This window comes from Streptomyces winkii (assembly GCF_032248595.1).
GTDB classification, from domain to species: domain Bacteria; phylum Actinomycetota; class Actinomycetes; order Streptomycetales; family Streptomycetaceae; genus Streptomyces; species Streptomyces winkii.
In genome coordinates, this window is the sequence record NZ_JASTTH010000002.1 from 775,309 (window position 1) to 795,221 (window position 19,913).

18 protein-coding genes are annotated in these 19,913 nt (G+C 72.0%); 10 read left to right on the forward strand and 8 right to left on the reverse strand.

The annotated features are described in order from the left end of the window. Positions 1-4 precede the first annotated feature (4 nt). The 4 genes from QQM67_RS07685 to QQM67_RS07700 all read left to right on the forward strand — a co-directional run bounded on the left by QQM67_RS07685 (position 5) and on the right by QQM67_RS07700 (position 5,852). Entirely contained in the window at positions 5-640 is a 636-nt protein-coding gene (locus QQM67_RS07685; protein ID WP_314172833.1) for a hypothetical protein, read from the forward strand. Between the two features lie 324 nt (positions 641-964). After that, a complete protein-coding gene (locus QQM67_RS07690) occupies positions 965-3,895 on the forward strand; it encodes a DEAD/DEAH box helicase (protein ID WP_314172834.1) in 2,931 nt (976 codons plus the stop codon). Continuing rightward, complete coding sequence (locus QQM67_RS07695) at positions 3,892-5,259, forward strand: SWIM zinc finger family protein (protein WP_314172835.1); 1,368 nt, start codon at positions 3,892-3,894, stop codon at positions 5,257-5,259. The genes QQM67_RS07690 and QQM67_RS07695 overlap by 4 nt, the downstream gene beginning before the upstream one ends. A gap of 170 nt (positions 5,260-5,429) precedes the next feature. Next, the gene (locus QQM67_RS07700; RefSeq protein ID WP_314172836.1) at positions 5,430-5,852 is read left to right on the forward strand and encodes a hypothetical protein; all 423 of its coding nucleotides are present in this window, start codon (positions 5,430-5,432) and stop codon (positions 5,850-5,852) included. A 174-nt stretch (positions 5,853-6,026) separates the two neighbouring features. On the opposite strand, the gene QQM67_RS07705 is transcribed toward QQM67_RS07700, so the two are convergent. From QQM67_RS07705 to QQM67_RS07720, 4 genes are all read right to left on the reverse strand, one after another. Further along, on the reverse strand, positions 6,027-7,643 hold the full coding sequence (locus tag QQM67_RS07705) for an alpha/beta hydrolase (protein WP_314172837.1): 1,617 nt from the start codon (positions 7,641-7,643) through the stop codon (positions 6,027-6,029). Positions 7,644-7,870: 227 nt separating this feature from the next. After that, positions 7,871-8,731, reverse strand: a complete 861-nt coding sequence (locus tag QQM67_RS07710) for a Mut7-C RNAse domain-containing protein (protein WP_314173034.1) — start codon at positions 8,729-8,731, stop codon at positions 7,871-7,873. Positions 8,732-8,733: 2 nt separating this feature from the next. Further along, a complete protein-coding gene (locus QQM67_RS07715; protein WP_314172838.1) occupies positions 8,734-9,078 on the reverse strand; it encodes an acylphosphatase in 345 nt (114 codons plus the stop codon). Between the two features lie 185 nt (positions 9,079-9,263). Next, on the reverse strand, positions 9,264-9,749 hold the full coding sequence (locus QQM67_RS07720) for an excalibur calcium-binding domain-containing protein (protein ID WP_314172839.1): 486 nt from the start codon (positions 9,747-9,749) through the stop codon (positions 9,264-9,266). A gap of 204 nt (positions 9,750-9,953) precedes the next feature. Between QQM67_RS07720 and QQM67_RS07725 the strand changes: the two genes are divergently transcribed. After that, positions 9,954-10,622 (forward strand): nucleoside/nucleotide kinase family protein, encoded by a 669-nt coding sequence (locus QQM67_RS07725; protein WP_314172840.1) that lies wholly within the window; start codon positions 9,954-9,956, stop codon positions 10,620-10,622. A gap of 43 nt (positions 10,623-10,665) precedes the next feature. Here QQM67_RS07725 and QQM67_RS07730 read toward each other — a convergent pair whose 3' ends face one another. Next, positions 10,666-11,373: a type 1 glutamine amidotransferase gene (locus tag QQM67_RS07730; protein ID WP_314172841.1), complete on the reverse strand. Its 708-nt coding sequence runs from the start codon at positions 11,371-11,373 to the stop codon at positions 10,666-10,668. Between the two features lie 55 nt (positions 11,374-11,428). Between QQM67_RS07730 and QQM67_RS07735 the strand changes: the two genes are divergently transcribed. The 3 genes from QQM67_RS07735 to QQM67_RS07745 all read left to right on the forward strand — a co-directional run bounded on the left by QQM67_RS07735 (position 11,429) and on the right by QQM67_RS07745 (position 13,685). Then, positions 11,429-11,893, forward strand: coding sequence for a type II toxin-antitoxin system PemK/MazF family toxin (locus tag QQM67_RS07735; RefSeq protein WP_314172842.1), 465 nt, complete (start codon positions 11,429-11,431; stop codon positions 11,891-11,893). A gap of 170 nt (positions 11,894-12,063) precedes the next feature. Beyond that, positions 12,064-12,879: an MHYT domain-containing protein gene (locus QQM67_RS07740; RefSeq protein ID WP_314172843.1), complete on the forward strand. Its 816-nt coding sequence runs from the start codon at positions 12,064-12,066 to the stop codon at positions 12,877-12,879. An 89-nt stretch (positions 12,880-12,968) separates the two neighbouring features. Beyond that, a complete protein-coding gene (locus QQM67_RS07745; RefSeq protein WP_314173035.1) occupies positions 12,969-13,685 on the forward strand; it encodes a PIG-L deacetylase family protein in 717 nt (238 codons plus the stop codon). Here QQM67_RS07745 and QQM67_RS07750 read toward each other — a convergent pair. From QQM67_RS07750 to QQM67_RS07760, 3 genes are all read right to left on the reverse strand, one after another. After that, the gene (locus tag QQM67_RS07750) at positions 13,660-15,042 is read right to left on the reverse strand and encodes an MFS transporter (RefSeq protein ID WP_399065834.1); all 1,383 of its coding nucleotides are present in this window, start codon (positions 15,040-15,042) and stop codon (positions 13,660-13,662) included. The genes QQM67_RS07745 and QQM67_RS07750 overlap by 26 nt on opposite strands. A gap of 165 nt (positions 15,043-15,207) precedes the next feature. Then, a complete protein-coding gene (locus QQM67_RS07755; protein WP_314172844.1) occupies positions 15,208-15,801 on the reverse strand; it encodes a methylated-DNA--[protein]-cysteine S-methyltransferase in 594 nt (197 codons plus the stop codon). 129 nt (positions 15,802-15,930) lie between these two features. Then, positions 15,931-16,821, reverse strand: coding sequence for a glycerophosphodiester phosphodiesterase (locus tag QQM67_RS07760; RefSeq protein WP_314172845.1), 891 nt, complete (start codon positions 16,819-16,821; stop codon positions 15,931-15,933). Between the two features lie 159 nt (positions 16,822-16,980). Here QQM67_RS07760 and uvrB point away from each other — a divergent pair, with 159 nt between their 5' ends. Both uvrB and QQM67_RS07770 read left to right on the forward strand, forming a co-directional pair. After that, positions 16,981-19,110 (forward strand): excinuclease ABC subunit UvrB, encoded by a 2,130-nt coding sequence (gene uvrB / locus QQM67_RS07765; RefSeq protein ID WP_314172846.1) that lies wholly within the window; start codon positions 16,981-16,983, stop codon positions 19,108-19,110. A 145-nt stretch (positions 19,111-19,255) separates the two neighbouring features. After that, the gene (locus QQM67_RS07770) at positions 19,256-19,834 is read left to right on the forward strand and encodes a TerD family protein (RefSeq protein ID WP_314172847.1); all 579 of its coding nucleotides are present in this window, start codon (positions 19,256-19,258) and stop codon (positions 19,832-19,834) included. Positions 19,835-19,913 lie beyond the last annotated feature (79 nt).

Consider the following 19,913-nt stretch of genomic DNA (forward strand, 5'->3'; position numbering starts at 1 on the left):
GCGCATGGCGGACGCCGGTCGACGGGGACTCGTCGGGAACACCGGGGCAGCGGGCGGGCAGTCCGGCCCCGACCCCGAACTCGGCCTCACCAGTCCGTACGCGGCTCTGCCGGCCCCGAGCTGGAAAGGCAGGGCCCTGGGCGGGCTGTTCTTCCTCGGAGCCCTGGCCTGCGTGTGCTTCTCCGTCTACAGCGCCGCGTATGCCTCGGGACTGGCCGGACGGCACGGGACCATCACCGCGCAGACCTGCTGGGTCGAGCAGGGCAGCCGCAACTCCAGTGACACGACGGTCTGTTCGGGCACGTTCCGTCCCGAGGACGGCTCCCGGCCCGTGCGCGACGCCGAGGTGACGCGGAAGGTGGCGCGGGGCGAGACGATCGAGGTGCAGCAGTCGGGGCACGGCTTCGTGCCCGTCGGCTTCCGGGAGATCTGGCGGTGGAACGTGCTGTTCTTCCTGGGCTGGATCGTCGCCGCCCTCGGTGTGCCGTTCGCCGCGACCGGCATCCTCCCCGGCACGGGGCAGGCGTTCGCCGTCGGAACCCGCATCCGCGGGACGCGGGCGGCGGCCGTGATGAAGTACCTGTTCATCGGCGGCGGCGGGGGCGTCGCGCTGTGCCTCTACATGATGTGGGTGCTGTGACGCGGTGACGGGCGCCGCCGCGCGGCGAGGTGTCGTACCACGCGTGCCCGGCGTACCACGCGTACTCGGCGGGTCGCTCCGTGAGCGAGGAGGCCGCCGACTCGCAGAGAGGACACGGCCGTTGGCGGCGTGCGCCGCTCCTTGACGGCCGTACTCCGCGCACGCGCCCGCGGGACCCGGCAGGACGTGGGCGGCCGGGCGCCCGTAAGACGCCGGGGCGTTGTCAGTGGCGGGTCCTAGACTCAGGCGCGTTCGAGTGGGGACCGTGCGTCACAGGGGAGCGCACGGTCCGCACGGCACGTCGGAGCGAAAGCGGTGGCGCGGATGGCGGTGCCCCCGGGTGACAGGCTCGCCCGGTGTGCGGTGGTCTTCCTGCCGGGAGAGCCGTCGCGCACGGGCAGGGTCGTCTTCTGGCGTCCGGACGGTGCGGCGCTGCCCGATCCCGGCGACGCCGGTGTTCCCGGTGCGGCGCCGCACGAGCTGACCGTCGCGCGGCGACATGGAAAGGGCGCCCGTGGCCGCACGGTTCCGGCGCTGAGCGTGGGCGTCGCCGAGGCCCTGCCCGTGCTGGTCCGCGCGCGGCGGGATCCGGGCGCCGACCCGGCCGCGGCCTGCTGGGGCGCCGCCGCGTTGCACGCCCTGCACCTCGTGGCGCGCGGCCGTCTGCTGCCCGGCCTCGGCAGCGGCGACGCCGACGCATGGCGTGCCGGGCCGCTCGACGCAAAGGACGTCGCGCACGTGCGGGCGATCGCCGCGGCCATGCCCGCCGAGGCGCACCCGGTGCCCGTTCCGGGCGGCGGCACACCACTGCGGCTGCACGCTCCCGAGAGCCTGCTGAGGTCGTTCCTCGACGCCGTGGCCGACACCCTGCCCCGTACACCGGCGGCGCGGTACGCGGTGGGTGAGCCCTTCGCCGCGCAGGCACCGCAGCGGCTGCCGGGGGCGCGCGAGTGGGCCGCGGAGGTCGCCGCGGGCATGGACGTGGGCGTGCGGATCTCGCTCCGCCTCGATCTCTCCGCCCGCGACCTGTGGGACGGGGGCACCCGCGACCAGGACATCCGCGAGGAAGGCGCGGGCGAGGAGGGCGCGGGCGCGGGGCGGATCCGCCCCGGCTCGGCGGCCGTCGTGCAGGTGCACAGCCTCGCCGACCCCGTGCTCGTCGCGGACGCGGCCCAACTGTGGGCCGGGGCCGACCACTTCGGCCCCCGCGCCCGTATCGACACGCTGCTCGCGCTGCGCCGCGCGTCCCGCGTGTGGCCACCGCTCGCGCGGCTGCTGGAGCGGCCCGTACCCGATGTGCTGCCGCTCGCGGAGGACGAGGTGAGCGATCTGCTCGGCAGGGCCGCGACCCGGCTGGCCGCCGCCGGGGTCGCCGTGCACTGGCCGCGCGACGTGGCCCGCGAACTGACCGCGACGGCCGTCATCCGTCCCGCTCCGGGGTCGGCCTCCGACGGCTTCGGCTTCTTCGACGCGGGCGAACTCCTCCAGTTCCGCTGGCAGTTGGCGCTGGGCGGCGAGCAGCTCAGCGAGGCGGAGATGGACGCCCTGGCAGAGGCGCACCGCCCCGTCGTCCGGCTGCGGGGCCAGTGGGTGCTGGTCGACCCCGAGCTCGTACGGAAGGCCCGCAAGCGCAATCTGGGCCTGCTGGAGCCGGCCGACGCCCTGTCCGCCGCGCTGACCGGTGCGGCCGAGGCCGACGGAGAGCTGGTCGAGGCCGTGCCGGCGGGGGCGCTGGCGGAGCTGCGCGCACGGCTGACCCGCGAACTGCCGCCGCTCGCACAGCCGGAGGGGCTGCGCACCGCACTCCGCGACTACCAGCTGCGCGGTCTGGCGTGGCTGGAGATGATGACGTCCCTCGGGCTGGGCGGCTGCCTGGCCGACGACATGGGGCTCGGCAAGACCGTCACGCTGATCGCTCTCCATCTGCACCGCGCGCAGCGGGGCTCGCGCGAGCCCACCCTCGTCGTCTGTCCGGCCTCGCTGCTGGGCAACTGGCAGCGAGAGATCGAACGGTTCGCCCCGCAGGTGCCGGTGCGCCGCTTCCACGGCTCCCGGCGGAGCCTGCCGGGCCCGGGGTCCGATTCCGGCTCCGGCTCTGGTTCCGGCACCGGCGGATTCGTCCTCACCACTTACGGCACGATGCGCGCGGGCGCGTCCGAACTGGCCGCCCACCGCTGGGGGTTGGTCGTCGCCGACGAGGCGCAGCATGTGAAGAACCCGCACTCCGCGACGGCCAGGGCGCTGCGCACCTTGCCGGCTTCCGCGCGCGTCGCACTCACCGGCACGCCCGTCGAGAACAACCTCTCCGAGCTGTGGGCGATCCTGGACTGGACGACTCCGGGGCTGCTGGGCCCCCTCAAGTCCTTCCGCGCCCGGCACGCGCGCGCCGTCGAGAGCGGGGAGGACGAGGAGGCGACGCGGCGCCTGGCGCGCCTGGTGCGGCCGTTCCTGCTGCGGCGCCGCAAGTCCGACCCGGGCATCGCCCCCGAACTCCCGCGGAAGACCGAGACGGACCACGCGGTGCGGCTCGTACGGGAACAGGCCGGGCTGTACGAGGCGGTCGTACGGGAGACGCTCGGCCGGATCGAGACCGCGGAGGGCATGGCGCGCCGCGGCCTGGTGATGAAGCTGCTGACCGCGCTCAAGCAGATCTGCAACCACCCGGCCCAGTATCTGAAGGAGGCCGCGGCGGCACCGGGCCGGGAGGCGAGCCCCGTGCTCGCGGGCCGCTCCGGAAAGCTGGAGCTGCTGGAGGAGTTGCTGGAGGTCATCCTCGCCGAGGGCGGGTCGGCGCTGGTCTTCACGCAGTACGTGGCGATGGCGCGGCTCATCGAGCGCCGCCTGCGACAGCAGGGCGTGGCGGCGCAGTTGCTGCACGGCGGCACGCCGGTCGAACGGCGGGAGGAGATGGTGCGCCGCTTCCAGGACGGCGAAGTCCCGGTCTTCCTGCTGTCGTTGAAGGCCGCCGGGACGGGCCTCAATCTCACCCGCGCCGCACACGTCGTCCACTACGACCGCTGGTGGAATCCGGCGGTGGAGGAGCAGGCCACCGACCGCGCCTACCGCATCGGCCAGACGCAGCCCGTGCAGGTGCACCGCATCATCACCGAGGGCACGGTCGAGGAGCGGATCGCCCTGCTGCTCGACGCCAAGCGGGAGTTGGCCGACGCGGTGCTGGGCGGTGGCGAGTCGGCCCTGTCCGAACTGAGCGATGCCGAGCTCGCCGACCTCGTCTCCCTGAGGAGGACGGCGTGAGCGGCACCGGCGGGCCGGCGGGCGGCGGAGCAGGTCCGCATGCGACGGAGCGTACGGCGACGGCCCGCACGCGCAGCCTTCCGCCCGCTCCTGCCCGGCCGGGCGCGCGGGGCCCCTTCGCGGAGACCCGGTGGGGCGAGGCATGGGTGCGCGCGCTGGAGGAGTCGGCGCTGGACGCGGGGCGGCTCTCCCGGGGCCGTACATACGCGCGCGGCGGACACGTCGGCACGATCACGGTCACGCCCGGCCGGATCGCCGCGCCCGTGACCGGCAGCCGTCCGCGCCCGTACCGCTCCGTGATCCGGATGCGGACGCTGACCGACCGGGAATGGGGCAGCTTCCTCGACACGGTCTGCGATCAACCCGCCCATCTCGCGGCCCTGTTGGACAAGGACATGCCGCACGCCCTGGTGGACGCGGCTCGCGAGGCGGGAGTGCGACTGCTGCCGGGGCCCGGCGATCTGGACCCGGGCTGCTCCTGCCCGGACGCCGGCCGTCCCTGCAAGCACGCGGCCGCCCTGTGCTATCAGACGGCGCGCTTCCTCGACGCCGATCCCTTTGTGCTGCTGCTTCTGCGAGGACGGGGCGAGGAGGAGCTGGACGACGAACTCGCCCGTCGCAACGCGAAGTTGAGCGCGCGGGCGGCGCAGGCGGGGCGCGTCGCGGACACCGGGGAGGGCGGGCACGCCGATGCCGCCGCGGCGGGCGAGGCCGCCGCACCCGCCGGGGTTCCGGCCCGCGACGCACTGGCCACGTCCGTACGTACGCCGCTGCCCGCACCCCTCGACCCGCCCGAGGCGCCCGGTGAACCGCCCCTCCTTCCCGAACTCCCCGGCGCGCCCGACCCCGTCGCCCTCACGTTCCTCGCCACCGACGCGGCGAGACGCGCCCATGCGGCGCTGACGAAGGGGCCCGCCGCCCTCGGCCCGCTGCCGCCGCGGGACGACGCGATCCGCCTGGCGGCCACCCACCCCGGGCTCACCGGGCGCGGCACCTTCTCCGCCCGCTTCGCCCGCCTGGCGCGCGAGAGCGGTCTCACCGCGCTCGAACTCGCCCGCGCCGCCGCGGCCTGGCGGCAGGGAGGCGAGGGGCTGGCGCTGCTGGAGTCCGCATGGGACCCGCCCGCGGGCGACTTCGACCGCGCACGCGGCGCGCTGGCCGCGGCCGACCTGCCGCGCATGACCATCGACCGCAACCGCCTCACCGACCCCACCCGCACCTTCCAGCTCCGCTACGGCCGCGACAACCGCTGGTACCCGTACCGCAGCGAGGCGCCGGGCCCCTCGGGTACGGAGGACTGGTGGCCCGAGGGCCCCTCGGACAGCGACCCGGCGGCGGCGCTGACGGCCCTGATGGCGGGCTGACGCCCGGTGCGACCTGGTCCGAGGCCGGCACCGGCGATCCGGCGGCCCGCCACCCGGACCGGCACGGCGACAGCATCGAGCACCGTGCGTCAGCATCAAGTACCGTGCGTCCACGCGGACTTACGAGGCGGACTTACGAGGCGGACTTACGTACGAGGGGGAGACGAAGCATGGACACGGCTTCAGCCGGAGCGATCGCGGCCGCAGTCAGCGCCGCGGCGAGTTCCGCCGGCACGGAGGCGGGCCGCCACGCCTGGGAATCGCTGCTCGCCCTGTGCCGCCGCATCGGCGGTGGACGTACGGGAGACGAGATCGCGCTGCCCGAGGGCGCGGACGACGAGGATCAGGTCCGCGTCCTCACCACGAGGGTGATCGAGGAGAGCGAGCGGGACGAGAACTTCGCCGCGGCCCTGGAATCCTGGGCCCGGGAGCACGGGTACAGCCTCCGGATCGACAGCGGTGGCGTGCACAACACCGTCTCCGGGAACGCCCGCATCAGCGGACCGCTGATTCAGGGCCGCGACTTCTCCGGGCCGATCAGCTTCGGCGGAGGCGGAGGCGGAGACGGCCAGGGACGGCAGCCGGACAGCTGAGTCACCGGCCGTCGTCCGCCGGGGGCCGGGGGCGCGTGCCCGTACCGGAGAAGGACCGATCACGTGAGCGCTCCGGGCAGCGGGGCTCGTGCCGCCGCGCCCGGAGCGCTCATCACGGTGATCCGTGGAACCGGCCCCGGCCGGCGGCCCTCGCGGACCGCCGGCCGCCGGAACTCAGCCGCGGTCTCCGAGCAGATGGTGCAGCTCGGCGCCGCGGTCGGCGGTGCCGGTGGAGCCGAACGGTGCCGGCACGGCGGACTTGGCCTCCTCCGGGCTCAGCGGCTCCGGGTCGGGCAGCGCCTTGCAGGTGGCGTCGGCGTCGCCGCCGCCCTTGCCCTCCGGGACCTTGCCGGACGCGAGGTAGTCCGAGAGGAAGCCGTCGAGGCACTTGCTGCCGCCCAGCGTGATGCCGTGGTTGCCGCCTCCCTCCTCGACGACCAGGCTCGAACCGCCCAGCTTGCGGTGCATGTTGACGCCGCCCTCGTACGGGGTGGCCGCGTCGTCGGTGGCCTGGAAGAGCAGCACCGGCGGAAGCTTCTTGTTCGAGACGTCCAGCGGCTTCTGGGACTTCACGGGCCAGAACGCACAAGGAGCGTTGTACCAGGCGTTGTTCCAGGCCATGAAGGGCGCCTTCTTGTACACCGTCTCGGTGTCCTTGTGCCACGTGCCCCAGTCCCTCGGCCAGGACGCGTCACGGCACTGCACCGAGGTGTAGATCGAGTAGCCGTTGTCGCCCTCGGCGTCGACCGCGCCCATCGCCTTGTAGGCGTCGACGATCGGGGCGGTGTCCTTGTCGTTGACGAACGCCGCGAAGGCGGCGGCCAGATCGGGCCAGTAGCCGTTGAAGTAGCCGCCCGGGATGAAGGTGTCCTCGAGTTCGGAGGCGCCGACCTTGCCGCCCGCGGGCTTCTTCAGCAGCGCGTCCCGCATCTTGTACCAGGCCTTCTCGACGGCCGCCGGGTCCTTGCCCAGCTTGTAGTCCGCGTCGTGCTTGGCGACCCATGCGGCGAAGGCCTTCTGGCGGGCGTCGAAGGCGTAGTCCTGGTCGATGTTGTCCTCGTACCAGACGCCGTCGGGGTCGACGATGCTGTCCAGCACTGCGCGGCGTACACGGTCCGGGTACAGCTTGGCGTAGACGGCGCCGAGGTAGGTGCCGTACGAGTACCCGAAGTAGTTGATCTTCTTGGTGCCGAGCGCGGTCCGGATGCTGTCCATGTCCTTGACCGCGTTGACCGTGTTGATGTGCCGCAGGAGCTTGCCGTGCTTCTTGCCGCACGCGTCGGCGAAGCCCTTGGCCCGCTCGATGTTGGCCTGCTCCTCCTTCGAGTTTCGCGGCACGGTGTTGGGACGCACCGGGTCGAAGTGGCCGGGCTTGCAGTCGAGTGCGGGCTCACTCTTGCCGACTCCGCGAGGGTCGAAACCGATCACGTCGTACTGCGACGCGACCTTCTTCGGCAGCGACTTGGCGACGAAGCCCGCGAGAGTCAGCCCGCTTCCACCGGGGCCGCCGGGGTTGACCAGCAGCGGCCCTTGGGACTTCCCGGCGGTGTGCTCGACACGGGAGAGGGCGATGGTGATCTTCTTGCCGCCCGGCTTCTCGTGGTCGAGCGGTACGCGGACCTTGGAGCACTCCAGCTTGGGGTAGTCCTCTGTGGCGCAGTCGGTCCACTTGAGTTTGCTGCCGGCGGCGGCATCGGTGGATCCGGCGTTCGCCGCCACCGGTATGGCCGTTATCAGTCCGGCCAGCACAACCGCAGCGCCGCCGTATGCGGCTATGACGCGTCTTTTCATCCGAGCTCCAGTGGGAGGTTGGGGCCGCACCTGTCGCGGCCATACCGCATCGTGTAGCACACCGGCCCCGCGGGTGATGCTTCCGCGGAAAATAGGTCCGGTGCTGTGACCTGGAGCGCGGCGCGCGCCGTCTGCGGGCACCCTGACGTGCTCGTCGGACGGCCGCAACTGGCGGACGCTGTACGCGTGTTGAGGTCTCCGGGAGTCGGTCGAAGGCGTTTTGCGCCTTATGCCGGTTCCGAACCGCCTGCGAGGCGAGGAGCGTTGGCCTTCGCCCCGCGGTCGGTCGCCGCACCGCCGTCGGCCGGGGCATCGCCGACCGTGACGCCCCGCCCCCTCTCGGTCTCCGCCGCGGCCCCCACCGCCCTGTCCACCAGCGACTCCAGCCTGCCGCTGTGCGCGCCCCGCCAGAACACCCGGGAGCACGAGACGCAGCGCATGAAGCTGTCGTACGTACGCCGCGTGCCCGGCCGGAGCAGCGGAGCGATCTCCGACTTGGCGACCGGCGCCAGCGTCCCGTTGCAGGCCATGCAGCGCGTCCACGGCTTCAGGGGCGGTGCGAACCGGTCCAGTACGTCGAGGAGTTGATCGTCGGGGCGGGCGCCACGCACATACGCGCCGAGCCACAGCGCACGGCGCAGCAGCAGCCCCCGGTCCTGTGTGAGCAGCACGCGGCGCTCGCGCCCCGCCTGGGCGAGCAACTCGTCGTCGGAGGCGTCGTTGCCGTACGCGGCGTCGAGGCCGACCAGGCGAAGCCGCCGGGCCAGCGCGCCCAGATGCACGTCGAGGACGAAGCGGGGCGGGCCCGGAGCCGGAACGGCCTGCGGGCGAGGGGCGGTTGGGACGTACGCGGTCTCCGCCTCGCGCGGCCGGTACCCGGGGCCGACCGCGCGTCCGGTGGCCTCGCCCGGCCCGTGGACGGTCAGTTCGCCCACTTCCGTGAGCGGGACGCCGAGCGACTGGACGGCATGGCCGAGCGTCGATGTGCCGTCGTGCGGCAACTCGACGCTGCCGGAACGGCGGTGCCGGGCGGCGAGAAAGAAGAGCAGGCCGTCGGCGAAGCGCAGCCGGATGTGCGCCGGCGTCACGCTCACGGGTAGTGGGGCGGCGGAGATGAGCCGGAGGCGGGCGGAGGAGCGGAAGCGGGCTCCGGGCCGGACGGCGGCGTCGGCCGGACCTCGAACCCGGTGAGCCCCTCCGGCTGCTCCTCGTACTCCTCCATCTGCTCGACATGGGCCGTCGGCGGGCCCTCGCGCGCCCAGTCGACGAGCTGCTCGACGGCGCCCGTCTCGCCCTCGAAGACGGCCTCGACGCTCCCGTCCGGGAGGTTGCGGACCCAGCCGTGCACGCCCTGCGCGGTGGCCGTCGCGCGGCATGTGTCGCGGAAGAAGACGCCCTGCACGGCTCCTGAGACGATCACACGCTTGCGGTACATCGGCCGGACACCTCCGGTGGGTCATCGAGTCGACGCCGGTTGATCACTCACCCAGGATAGGGACATTGCGGGCGCGTGATCCACCGGAACGGGAGACCCGAGGGGGGAGCCGCGCCGGGCGCCGACGGCCCGCCGTTTCCGGTTGATCCGTACGGGCTCCCGGTGTCCGGAGGCGGTCCCGCGGATCAGACGTCGCAGCCGACGCCGTCCCCGTCGCGGTCCAGATGGCGTCCGTAACCCGGCTCTCCCCGGTGTACGGGGGCGGCGCCCGCAGCGCGCGCTTCGGAGCAGTTTCCGTAGTGCACGGAACCGGAGCCGCCCGACCCCGAACCCGATCCCGACCCGGACGTGCCGTTGTCGTGCGGCTTCGCGGTGACGGTGACCGTCGTCCGCACCTTCACCTTCTCGGTCTCGGTGACGGTCGGCGCCGGCTCGGCCTCGGGCGCGGCCGTCTCGGTGACGGTCGCGGTGGCCGTGGGACGGGGCGTCGCGGACGCCACCGCCCTCTCCTCCGGGGCAGCGGAGCCGGACTCCCCGGCCGTGCCCAGCGCGAAGCCGAAGAACCAGGTGAGGAAAAGCCCCGGCAGGAGCACGCGCTTGCGTGCCCACGCCGGTCTGCGGGGCGGGCCGGGACGCGGCTGCGGACTGGGCTGTGGCGGACCGGGATACATCGGGACCCCCTCTGAGAAAGTGAGGCAGCAAGTGTGCCCCGCTATAGAGGACTTGGGCAGAACTAATGATGAAATAGTGGAGATGTCAATGGAATTGAGACCTGTGCGCACTCAACCGTGAGCGCAGCCGCCGCCAGGAAGGCTGCCCCCCGACGCGTCTGCCCCCTCCGCCCGTCCGGCGGAGGCGCGCGTCACGATGAGTACGTGCGACTCGAACCGATCAGCTGGGAGCTCCTCACCGAGGAGCTCGCCGACCACGTCGCGGAGCAGGCCGCGGCCCCCGGTGACGGCAGCGCGTGGCGGCGCGTCGCCGTCGACGGCCCCCCGCCCGCGCGTCCGGGGGCACTCGCGGAGCGCCTCGCCGCTGAACTGCGGCTTCGCGGGCTCCCGTCGCTGGTCGTCGACGCCGACGGCTTCGTGCGGGCGGCCTCCCTGCGCCTCGAATTCGGCAAGCGCGACCCCGACGCGTACTACGACATCTGGTACGACACCGGAGCCCTCTGGCGCGAGGTCTTCGGCCCGCTCGACGCCGGCGGCGACGGACGCGTACTGCCCGATCTGCGCACCGTCGCCGACGACCGCCCCACCCGCAGTCCGTACGTCCAAATTCCCCCGGGCGGCGTGATGTTGCTGCACGGACCCCTGCTGCTCGGGCGCGGGTTCCCCTTCGACCTCTCCGTGCACATGGGGCTCTCCGAGGCCGCGCTGGAGCGGCAGACGCCCGCGGACGAACGCTGGAAGCTGCCCGCGTTCGCCCGTTACGACGCGGAGGTGGCCCCGCAGGAGACCGCCGATGTCTTCGTACGCACGGCGGGGTCGCGGAATCCGGCGTGGAGCGGACCGCCACGGCGCGTGCCTCCGCCGCCGGACTGACGTCCCGCAGCGGCCATGGGGGCAACGGCCAAGTGGCCGGGGATCAGCCGCCGTTCACGACGACGCCGGCGAAGCGGCAGGCGACCGCGTGCCAGTTCGCCGCGGCCTCCGCCTCGTCGCGTTCGGCCTCGCGGACCAACTCCTCGCGGTCGAAGCCCTGTTCGCGCAGGGCCTCGGCGTCCCAGCCCCGTACGGTCTCCGCCGTCGCCTCGGGATGGAACTGGACGCCCCACGCGCACGGCCCGAGACGGAACGCCTGCACGGGGCAGCGTTCACTGCTCGCGAGCCATTGCGCGTCCCGCGGAAGCCTGGTGATCGCGTCGACGCGGTGCTCGATCGCCCTCACCCGCGCCGGCAGCCCCCGGAAGAGCGGATCGTCCGACGCCTCGGGCCGCAGCGTCAGTTCGGTGCTGCCCGACTCCGGCAGCCCGTGCTCCGCCCGTACCGTGCCGCCGGCGACGTGCGCGAGGAGCTGCGCGCCCAGGCAGATGCCGAGGACCGGCACCGCCGATGCCAGTGCCTCCTCGGCCAGGCCGCGGACCGGCCCGAGCCACGGAGCACGCTGGTCGGCGTCGGGCATGTAGCCGCCGCCGAGGACGATCAGGCTCCGGTGCTCCGCCAGGTTCCGCGGCAACTGCCCGCCGTCGTAGGCGTGTACGACGTCGAGCGCGAGGCCCTGTTCGCCGAGCCAGCGCCCGAGGCGCCCCGGCCCTCCCCTGGGAGTGTTCTGCACCACGAGAGCACGTGCCATCCCGCCCCGCCCTTCCGTCGTCGGCCCGCTTCCGGGACGGCGATAGGTTCCCGGCATGAGCCATTCAAGCAACGTGATCCGCGACGACGCACCCGGCGACCCCGGCAGGAGCGGCCCCACGGCCACCGAGGAGGTCGAGCCGTCAGAGGTCGGCCGCGTGCGCACCTCCTACGCCCCGGACCCGGACGGCGACCCCGATCCCGGCGAGATCGTCTGGACGTGGGTGCCCTACGAGGAGGACGACGGCAGGGGCAAGGACCGTCCCGTGCTGATCGTGGCGCGCGAGAGCCAAGGCACGCTGCTCGCCGTCCAGTTGACGTCGCGCGAACGCGACGGGCAGCGCGGCTGGCTGCCGCTCGGAGCAGGGCCGTGGGACCGCAGCGGACGCGACTCGTGGGTCGGCACGGAGCGTGTGCTGCGCGTACACCCGGCGGGGATGCGGCGGGAGGCGTGCGCGCTGGACCGGGCGCGGTTCAACCGCGTCGTGCACCGCCTTCAGCAGATATACGGATGGAGGTGAACGGGGCGGACAGGGAAGCGGCGAGCACGGGCAGAAAGCGCTCCCATCGGCTTGGCGGAATGGGGCACGCAAGAGCGCGCGGGACCCTAACATGAGTCCACCGCGCAGGTGTTGACCATGTGACGGTCCTGTGGCCGTTCACTCACGCTTCCTGATGGGGATGACGGACGATGCTCCGTACAGCCGCGGCGCAGCCGGATGTTCTCACGTACGGACCCGTCACGCCCTTGCTGGCCTACACCGCGGCCTGCCTGGGCGCAGCCGTCGGACTCAGATGCGCCATGCGGGCGCCCGGCGCCGAACGGCGCGAGAGAGCGGCATGGCTGGCCCTGGGTTCCATCGCCATCGGAGTCGGCATCTTCATCATGCACTTCGTCGCGATGATCGGATTCAGCGTGGGCGAGGCGCCGATCGGCTACGACATGCTGACGACGTACGGAAGCCTCCTGCTCGCCGTCGTCGTCTCCACCATCGCCCTCTTCCTCGTCTCCCGGCGGCGCCATGCGTGGCTGGCGGTGCTCGGGGGCGGCCTGATTCTCGGGCTCGGAGTCGCCTCCACGCACTACGTGGGGATGATGGGCATGCGCGTCGCGGGCGCGGTCCGCTACGACGACCGGATCATGGCGATCTCGGCGGCCGTCGCCGTCGTGGTGACGTCCCTGGCGCTGTGGTGCGCGCGCGTGCGGCACATGGGCGCCTCCCTCGCCGCCGCGCTGATCATGGGGTTCGGCTTCGTGGGCATGCACTACACGGGCATGGCGGGGATGTCGGTACGCCTGTACAGCTACGACGGTGCGGCGGGCAGCACCTCGGCCCTGGGCACGCTCACGCCCGTACTCATCGGGCCGGTGCTGCTGTTGCTGCTGATCACCCTGTTCGTCAGCCTCGATCCGATGATGGAGCGGGACGGCCGGCGCAAGTGGGGAACACGTCCCGGCGAGGGCACCGGCGAGAAGCTGGAATGGGTCCCCTTCGAACAGCGCTGACCCGGGCGGCCGTTCCCCGGCACGGGCCGGCCGAGCCGGAAGGCAGGTGAACCGACGTGGCAACGGACACAGGCGGGCGACTGGAGGCGATGCCCGAGGACTGGCAGCGCGCCCTCGCCGTCGTCGCGCACCCCGACGACATGGAGTACGGCGCAGCCGCAGCCGTCGCCGAATGGACCGCCGCCGGCAAGGAGGTCGCCTATCTCATGGTGACGCGCGGCGAGGCGGGCATCGACGGCATGGAACCCGCGGAGAGCGCCCGGGTGCGCGAGGCCGAGCAGCACGCGAGCGCCCGCGAAGTGGGCGTCGCCTCGGTCGAGTTCCTCGGCCACAGGGACGGCGTGATCGAGGAGGGGGTGCCGCTGCGGCGGGACATCGCCGCGGTGGTGCGCAGGCGGCGCCCCGAACTCGTCATCACGCTCAACCACCGGGAGACCTGGGGCGGTACGGCCTGGAACACCCCGGATCACCGGGCGGTGGGCCGTGCCGTCCTGGACGCCGTCGGGGACGCCGGAAACAGGTGGATCTTCACCGAGCAGCTGGAGCCCGGCGGCACCGAACCCTGGGGCGGCGTGCGGTGGGTGGCCGTCGCAGGGTCGGCGAAACCGACGCATGCGGTGCCTGTGGGGGAGGCGGCCGTCGAGCGGGCGGTGGCCTCGCTGGCCCGGCATCGCGCGTACATCGCCGCGCTGAGCGACGAGCCCGTGGAGAGCTACGCGCGCTCCTTCACCGAATGGGCCGTCGGGCTGGGCGCGGAGCGGTTCGGCGGCCGCGACTGCGTCACTTTCGAGCTGTATCCGCGGTGACCGCGGCGCGACGCCTCCAGCCGGGCAGCGCCAGTAGGAGGACGGGCAGCAGCAGCGCCGCCGACAGCGCGCTGAGCCACCCGTAACCGGCCTGCGAGACGACGAGCCCCGAGAGCGCGCCCCCGGTGCCCGCCGCCGCGTTCATCGTCAGATCCGAAAGCCCTTGTACGGCGGGACGGGCGGCCTGCGGCACCGAGTCGGTCAGCAGTGCCGAGCCGGAGACGAGCCCCGCGGACCAGCCCAGGCCGAGCAGGAAGAGGCCGGCCCCGGACTGGGCGTGGTGACCGTTCGCGGTGCCGGCGATCGCGGCGGCGCAGCACAGCAGCGCGACGGAGAGCAGGATCACGGCGTGCCGTCCGAAGCGGTCGGCGAGCCATCCCATCAGCGGGGAGAACGCGTACATGCCCGCGATGTGCGCGCTGATGACGAGGCCGATCAGCTCGATGCCCGCACCGTGGTGGCCGAGGTCGACGGGCGTCATCACCATGATCGAGACCATCGCGGTGTGCGCGGCGGCGATCGTCACCAGGGCCAGGCGGGCGTGCGCGGAGGCGGCGACGGCCGCGAGGCCGGCACGCAGGGAACGCTCCGCGCGGCGGGACCGCTTCGTCTCCGTCGCGGACCGCACCGCCCCGGTGCCGTCCGTGGCCGAGTCGGCCGCGTCGCCCGCCCCGGCCGGGTCTGCCGCTTCGGCGAGCGCCCGGGCAGTGAGCAGCGGATCGGGGCGCAGCAGCACATGGATCAGTACGCCGGTGACGAGGAAGACAGCCGAACCCCAGACGAACCCTCCGGCGGTCGCCGGTACGCCCAGCCCCGTGACCGCGTCCCCGGCCGGTGCGGCGATGTTCGGGCCGAGGACCGCTCCGAGGGTGGTGGCCCAGACGACGAGGGAGATGGCACGGGCGCGCTGCCCCGGTTCGGCGAGGTCGGCCGCCGCGTAGCGGGCCTGGAGGTTGGCCGAACTGGCCGCCCCGAAGGCGGTCGTGCCCAGCAGCACCAGCGGAAAGTCGCGGAGCACGGCTCCGGCGACGACGACGGCGCCCCCGATCGCCCCGATGAGATACGCGAGGGTCAGACCGGCACGGCGGCCCCGCGCCGCCATCAGCGAGGCGAGCGGCAGCGAGAGAAGCGCCGTCCCGGCGACGGCCGAGGTCGAGGCGAGTCCGGACAGCGCCTCGGAGCCGCTGATCTCCTTCGCCAGCACCGCCGCCACCGTCACGGCCACGGCGACTCCGAGACCGCCCAGCATCTGACTGACCACCAGCACGGCCGCGGTACGGCGGCGCAGCCGGATCAGCTCCGCCTGGCCGGGCAGCGGGTGGTCGCCGGAAGGGCCGCCGGACGGAGCGGAAGGTATGTCAGGTGCGTCCGCGCTGTTGTTGGTGTCGGTCACGTCCGGCAGTGTGGCAGGCTCCGGCGCGCACGCCTATGGGTTTCCCGCCTCGGTGCCCGCTTCGGGCAGTGGCCCCGACGCCCGCGTCAGCAGGCCAGAGCACAGGCCAGAGGACAGTCAGAAGACGGGTCAGAAGAGCGGCTCCGGAAGCAGGCCCTCCAGGGCGAGCAGTCTGCGCTTGGTCTCCAGGCCCCCGCCGAACCCGCCCAGCCCGCCGCCGCTTTCGACGACGCGATGGCACGGGACGACCACCGGCAGCGGATTCGACCCCATGGCCGCGCCGACGGCCCGGGCGGCACCCGGCTCGCCGACCCGGTCGGCGAGATCCTGATAGCCGGCGGTCGCTCCGTAGGGCACGGAGGCCAGCAGCTCCCGGAGCACCTTCTCGTTGAAGCCGCCCGACAGAGACCAGTCGAGCGCGACGGTGAACTCGCGGGATTCACCGCGGAAATAGGAGTCGAGCTCCGCCACGGCGAGTTCGAGGACCTCGGCGCCGGAGCCCGCGGGGTCTTCCCGGTCCGCGGGCTCCTCCAGCCGGACCGGCGGCGCCCCCAGCCGGCCGGTGAGCCGTATGAGGGCCCGGTCCGCCGTGGCCGCGTCGGCGTGGAAGACGACGTTGACCAGGCCCTCGCCGGTCGCGGCGAGCAGCAGGGGGCCGACAGGGGACTCCCGCAGCGTCCAGCTGGACGCACGGACCGCCGTACTCGCCGTTGTCTCACTCATGCGGGAACCCTAGAGGCCACCGCTGACAATGGCCTGACGAGCGGAAGAGAACGGAAGAAGCGGAAGAAGGGGCACGGCAGGGCCGGGAACAGCGGTGCGGACCCGGCCCCTTCGCCGAAACGTTCTGCCTCAGCCCCGCGTCGCGTCCCGTACGACGTCCGGGAAGTTGGAGATGATCCCGTCCACCCCGGCCTTGTCGACGGAGCGCGCCGTCGACGCGTCGTTCACCGTCCACGTGAGGACTTGCATCGGCTTCCCCAGCGGACCCTTCCGCGCGTGCACGGCGTCGACGTAGTCCTTCGTCGCCGCCGAGTGCGTCGGGTTGATCTGGTCGGTGAACTTCGCGTACGAGTCCAGCTCCGAGACCTTGGGATTGCCCAGGAACCCCGTCTTCACCTGCGGGTCGAGGGCGTGCGTGGTCTTGACCGCGTCGGCGTTGAAGCTCTGCACGATCAGCCTGTTCTTCAGGTGCGAGCGGTCCAGCCAGCCCTCGCTGCGCAGCTCTCTGAGCGTCTGGAGCTCGATGCCGGGGTACGTCTCCGGCGACTTCAGCTCCAGCAGCAGGTTCTGGCCGCTCTTGGTGATGTGCTTGAGGTACTGCTCGAGGGTCGGGACCTTCTCACCCTTGTAGTCGTCGCTGAACCAGCTTCCGGCGTCCAGGCGCGAGATCTCCTTGGCCGTGAAGTCGGAGATGTTCCAGGGCGAGCGGTTCGGGTAGAGGGATTCGACGTTGGTCGTACGTGCGAGCGTGGTGTCGTGCATGACGACGAGTTCGCCGTCCTTTGTGCGCTGTACATCGTTCTCGACCCAGTCAAAGCCGAGCTTGTCGGCCTTGCTGACCGCCGCGAGCGTGTTCTCCGGTGCGTAACCGGAAGCCCCGCGGTGGGCGATCGTGACGGGTGCACGGTCGCTCGTGGTGTCCTGGCGGGCGGCCGCGTGGGCCGGGGACGCGGTGAGGGTGAGGGCTGACATACCCAGGAGCACGCCGGTGGCGGCGGCTACGGCACGGCGCATCGACATACGGGGACTCCTCGCGTTCGTGCGAACACTGTCAGCTAAAGGCTTCCCGTTGTGCGATACACGGAAGCAGAAGCGGAGTGTCGTGGGTGTGAACGGGGTGCGACGCTTCCGTCCCTCTGTGTGAGGCCGTTGTCAGTGGCGGGTCGTACGGTTGGGAACATGCGGCCGGAGATTCAGATCGAACGTACGGTGGCGCCTTTCGAGGTCGTCAGCCCCTATCAGCCCAGCGGTGACCAGCCCACCGCGATCAGCGAGCTGGCGCAGCGCGTCGGCGGGGGCGAGAAGGACGTCGTGCTGCTCGGTGCGACGGGCACCGGAAAGTCGGCCACGACTGCCTGGATGATCGAGAAGCTCCAGCGGCCGACGCTGGTCATGGCGCCGAACAAGACCCTGGCCGCACAGCTGGCGAACGAGTTCCGTGAACTCCTCCCGAACAATGCGGTGGAGTACTTCGTCTCGTACTACGACTACTACCAGCCGGAGGCGTACGTCCCGCAGACGGACACCTACATCGAGAAGGACTCGTCCATCAACGAGGAGGTCGAGCGCCTGCGGCACAGCTCGACCAACTCGCTGCTGACGCGGCGCGACGTGGTCGTCGTCGCCTCGGTCTCCTGCATCTACGGCCTGGGCACCCCTCAGGAGTACGTCGACCGCATGGTGCCGCTCCGGGTCGGCCAGGAGACGGACAGGGACGAACTGCTGCGCCGCTTCGTCGAGGTGCAGTACACGCGCAACGACATGTCGTTCACGCGCGGCACCTTCCGGGTCCGCGGCGACACCATCGAGATCTTCCCGGTCTATGAGGAACTGGCCGTCCGCATCGAGATGTTCGGGGACGAGATCGAGGCGCTCTCCACGCTCCACCCCGTCACGGGAGAGGTCATCTCGGACGACGAGCAGCTCTACGTCTTCCCCGCCTCCCACTACGTCGCCGGCCCGGAGCGCATGGAGCGGGCCATCGCCGGCATCGAGGCGGAGCTGGGGGAACAGCTGGCGTCCCTGGAGAAGCAGGGGAAGCTGCTGGAGGCGCAGCGCCTGCGGATGCGCACCACGTACGACATCGAGATGATGCGCCAGATCGGCACGTGCTCGGGCATCGAGAACTACTCGCGCCACATCGACGGCCGCGACCCCGGCACCGCTCCGCACACGCTGCTCGACTTCTTCCCCGACGACTTCCTGCTCGTGATCGACGAGTCGCACCAGACGGTGCCCCAGATCGGCGCGATGTACGAAGGAGACGCGGCCCGCAAGCGCACCCTGGTCGAGCACGGCTTCCGGCTGCCGTCCGCGATAGACAACAGGCCGCTGAAGTGGGAGGAGTTCCTGGAGCGCATCGGGCAGACGGTCTACCTCTCGGCGACGCCGGGGCCGTACGAACTCTCGCGCAGCGACGGCCACGTGGAGCAGGTGATCCGCCCCACCGGCCTCGTCGACCCGGAGGTGGTGGTCAAGTCCACCGAGGGTCAGATCGACGACCTGGTGCACGAGATCCGCACACGCGCGGAGAAGGACGAGCGGGTGCTGGTCACGACCCTCACCAAGAAGATGGCGGAGGATCTGACCGAGTACTTCCTGGAGTTGGGCATCCAGGTCCGCTATCTCCACAGCGACGTCGACACGCTGCGCCGCATCGAGCTGCTGCGGGAGCTGCGCTCCGGCGAGTTCGACGTGCTCGTGGGCATCAACCTGCTGCGTGAGGGGCTCGACTTGCCCGAAGTGTCTCTGGTGGCCATCCTCGACGCGGACAAGGAGGGCTTCCTCCGCTCCGGCACGTCCCTGATCCAGACGATCGGCCGCGCGGCGCGCAATGTCTCGGGCCAGGTGCATATGTACGCGGACAAGGCGACTCCCGCCATGGAGAAGGCCATCGAGGAGACGAACCGCCGCCGCGAGAAGCAGATCGCGTACAACAAGGAACGCGGCATCGACCCCGAGCCGCTGCGCAAGAAGATCGGTGACATCGTCGCCGACATCGCCCGCGAGGACGTCGACACCGAGCAGCTGCTCGGCACGGGGTACCGGCAGGACAAGCGTCCGGGCGGCGACCGTACGGGCAGGGGCAAGGCTCCCACGCCGGCGAAGTCCGCGGGCCGCAAGGAGCGCGGCGCCGAGGTTCTCACGGACCGCCCCGCGGCCGAACTGGCCGAGACCATCGAGGAGATGACCGAGCGGATGCGGGCCGCCGCGGCGGAGCTCCAGTTCGAGGTGGCGGCCCGGCTGCGCGACGAGGTCTCGGAGCTGAAGAAGGAGCTGCGGCAGATGAGGGAGGCCGGCCTCAAGTAGCCGCGGGCGGGCGGCGGGACTCGTGAGTGTTGCAAGAGCGACACAAAGCCGGAGGCCCTGAACGGGCGCTTCGCGTACATGACTAGGGTCGGAGCGTGACCGCCGTCGCGAGCGGACGGCAGCGAAAGTCGAGAGGGGTAAGTACGTGTCCGTGAACTTGTCCAAGGGACAGGCCATCAGTCTCCAGAAGGACGACGGAGGCAGCCTGTCGGCAGTGCGGATGGGACTCGGCTGGAAGGCTGCCCCGCGGCGCGGTCTCTTCGGCAAGCGCAGCAAGGAGATCGATCTCGACGCCTCCGCGGTGCTGTTCGCGGGCACGGAGCCCAAGGACGTGGTCTTCTTCCGTCACCTCGTGAGCGACGACGGCTCCGTGCGGCACACCGGCGACAACCTCGTCGGCGGCGCCGGGCAGGGCGGTGACGACGAGGCGATCATGGTGGACCTTCAGCGCGTTCCGGTCCACATCGACCAGATCGTCTTCACCGTCAACTCCTTCACGGGGCAGACCTTCGCAGAGGTGGAGAACGCCTTCTGCCGTCTCGTCGACGAGACCAACGGGCAGGAGCTGGCGCGCTACACGCTGACCGGCGGCGGTCAGTACACCGCGCAGATCATGGCCAAGGTGCACCGCCAGGGCAGCGGTTGGCAGATGACGGCGGTCGGGGCGCCGACCAACGGACGTACGTTCCAGGATCTGATGCCCGCGATGGTGCCCCACCTCTGAGCCGCGGCAGCGGCACGGACAGCAGGGGCGCGGCGCGCGCAAAGACGGCGGCGACCGCGGTCGTCGCGGTCAGGTAGAG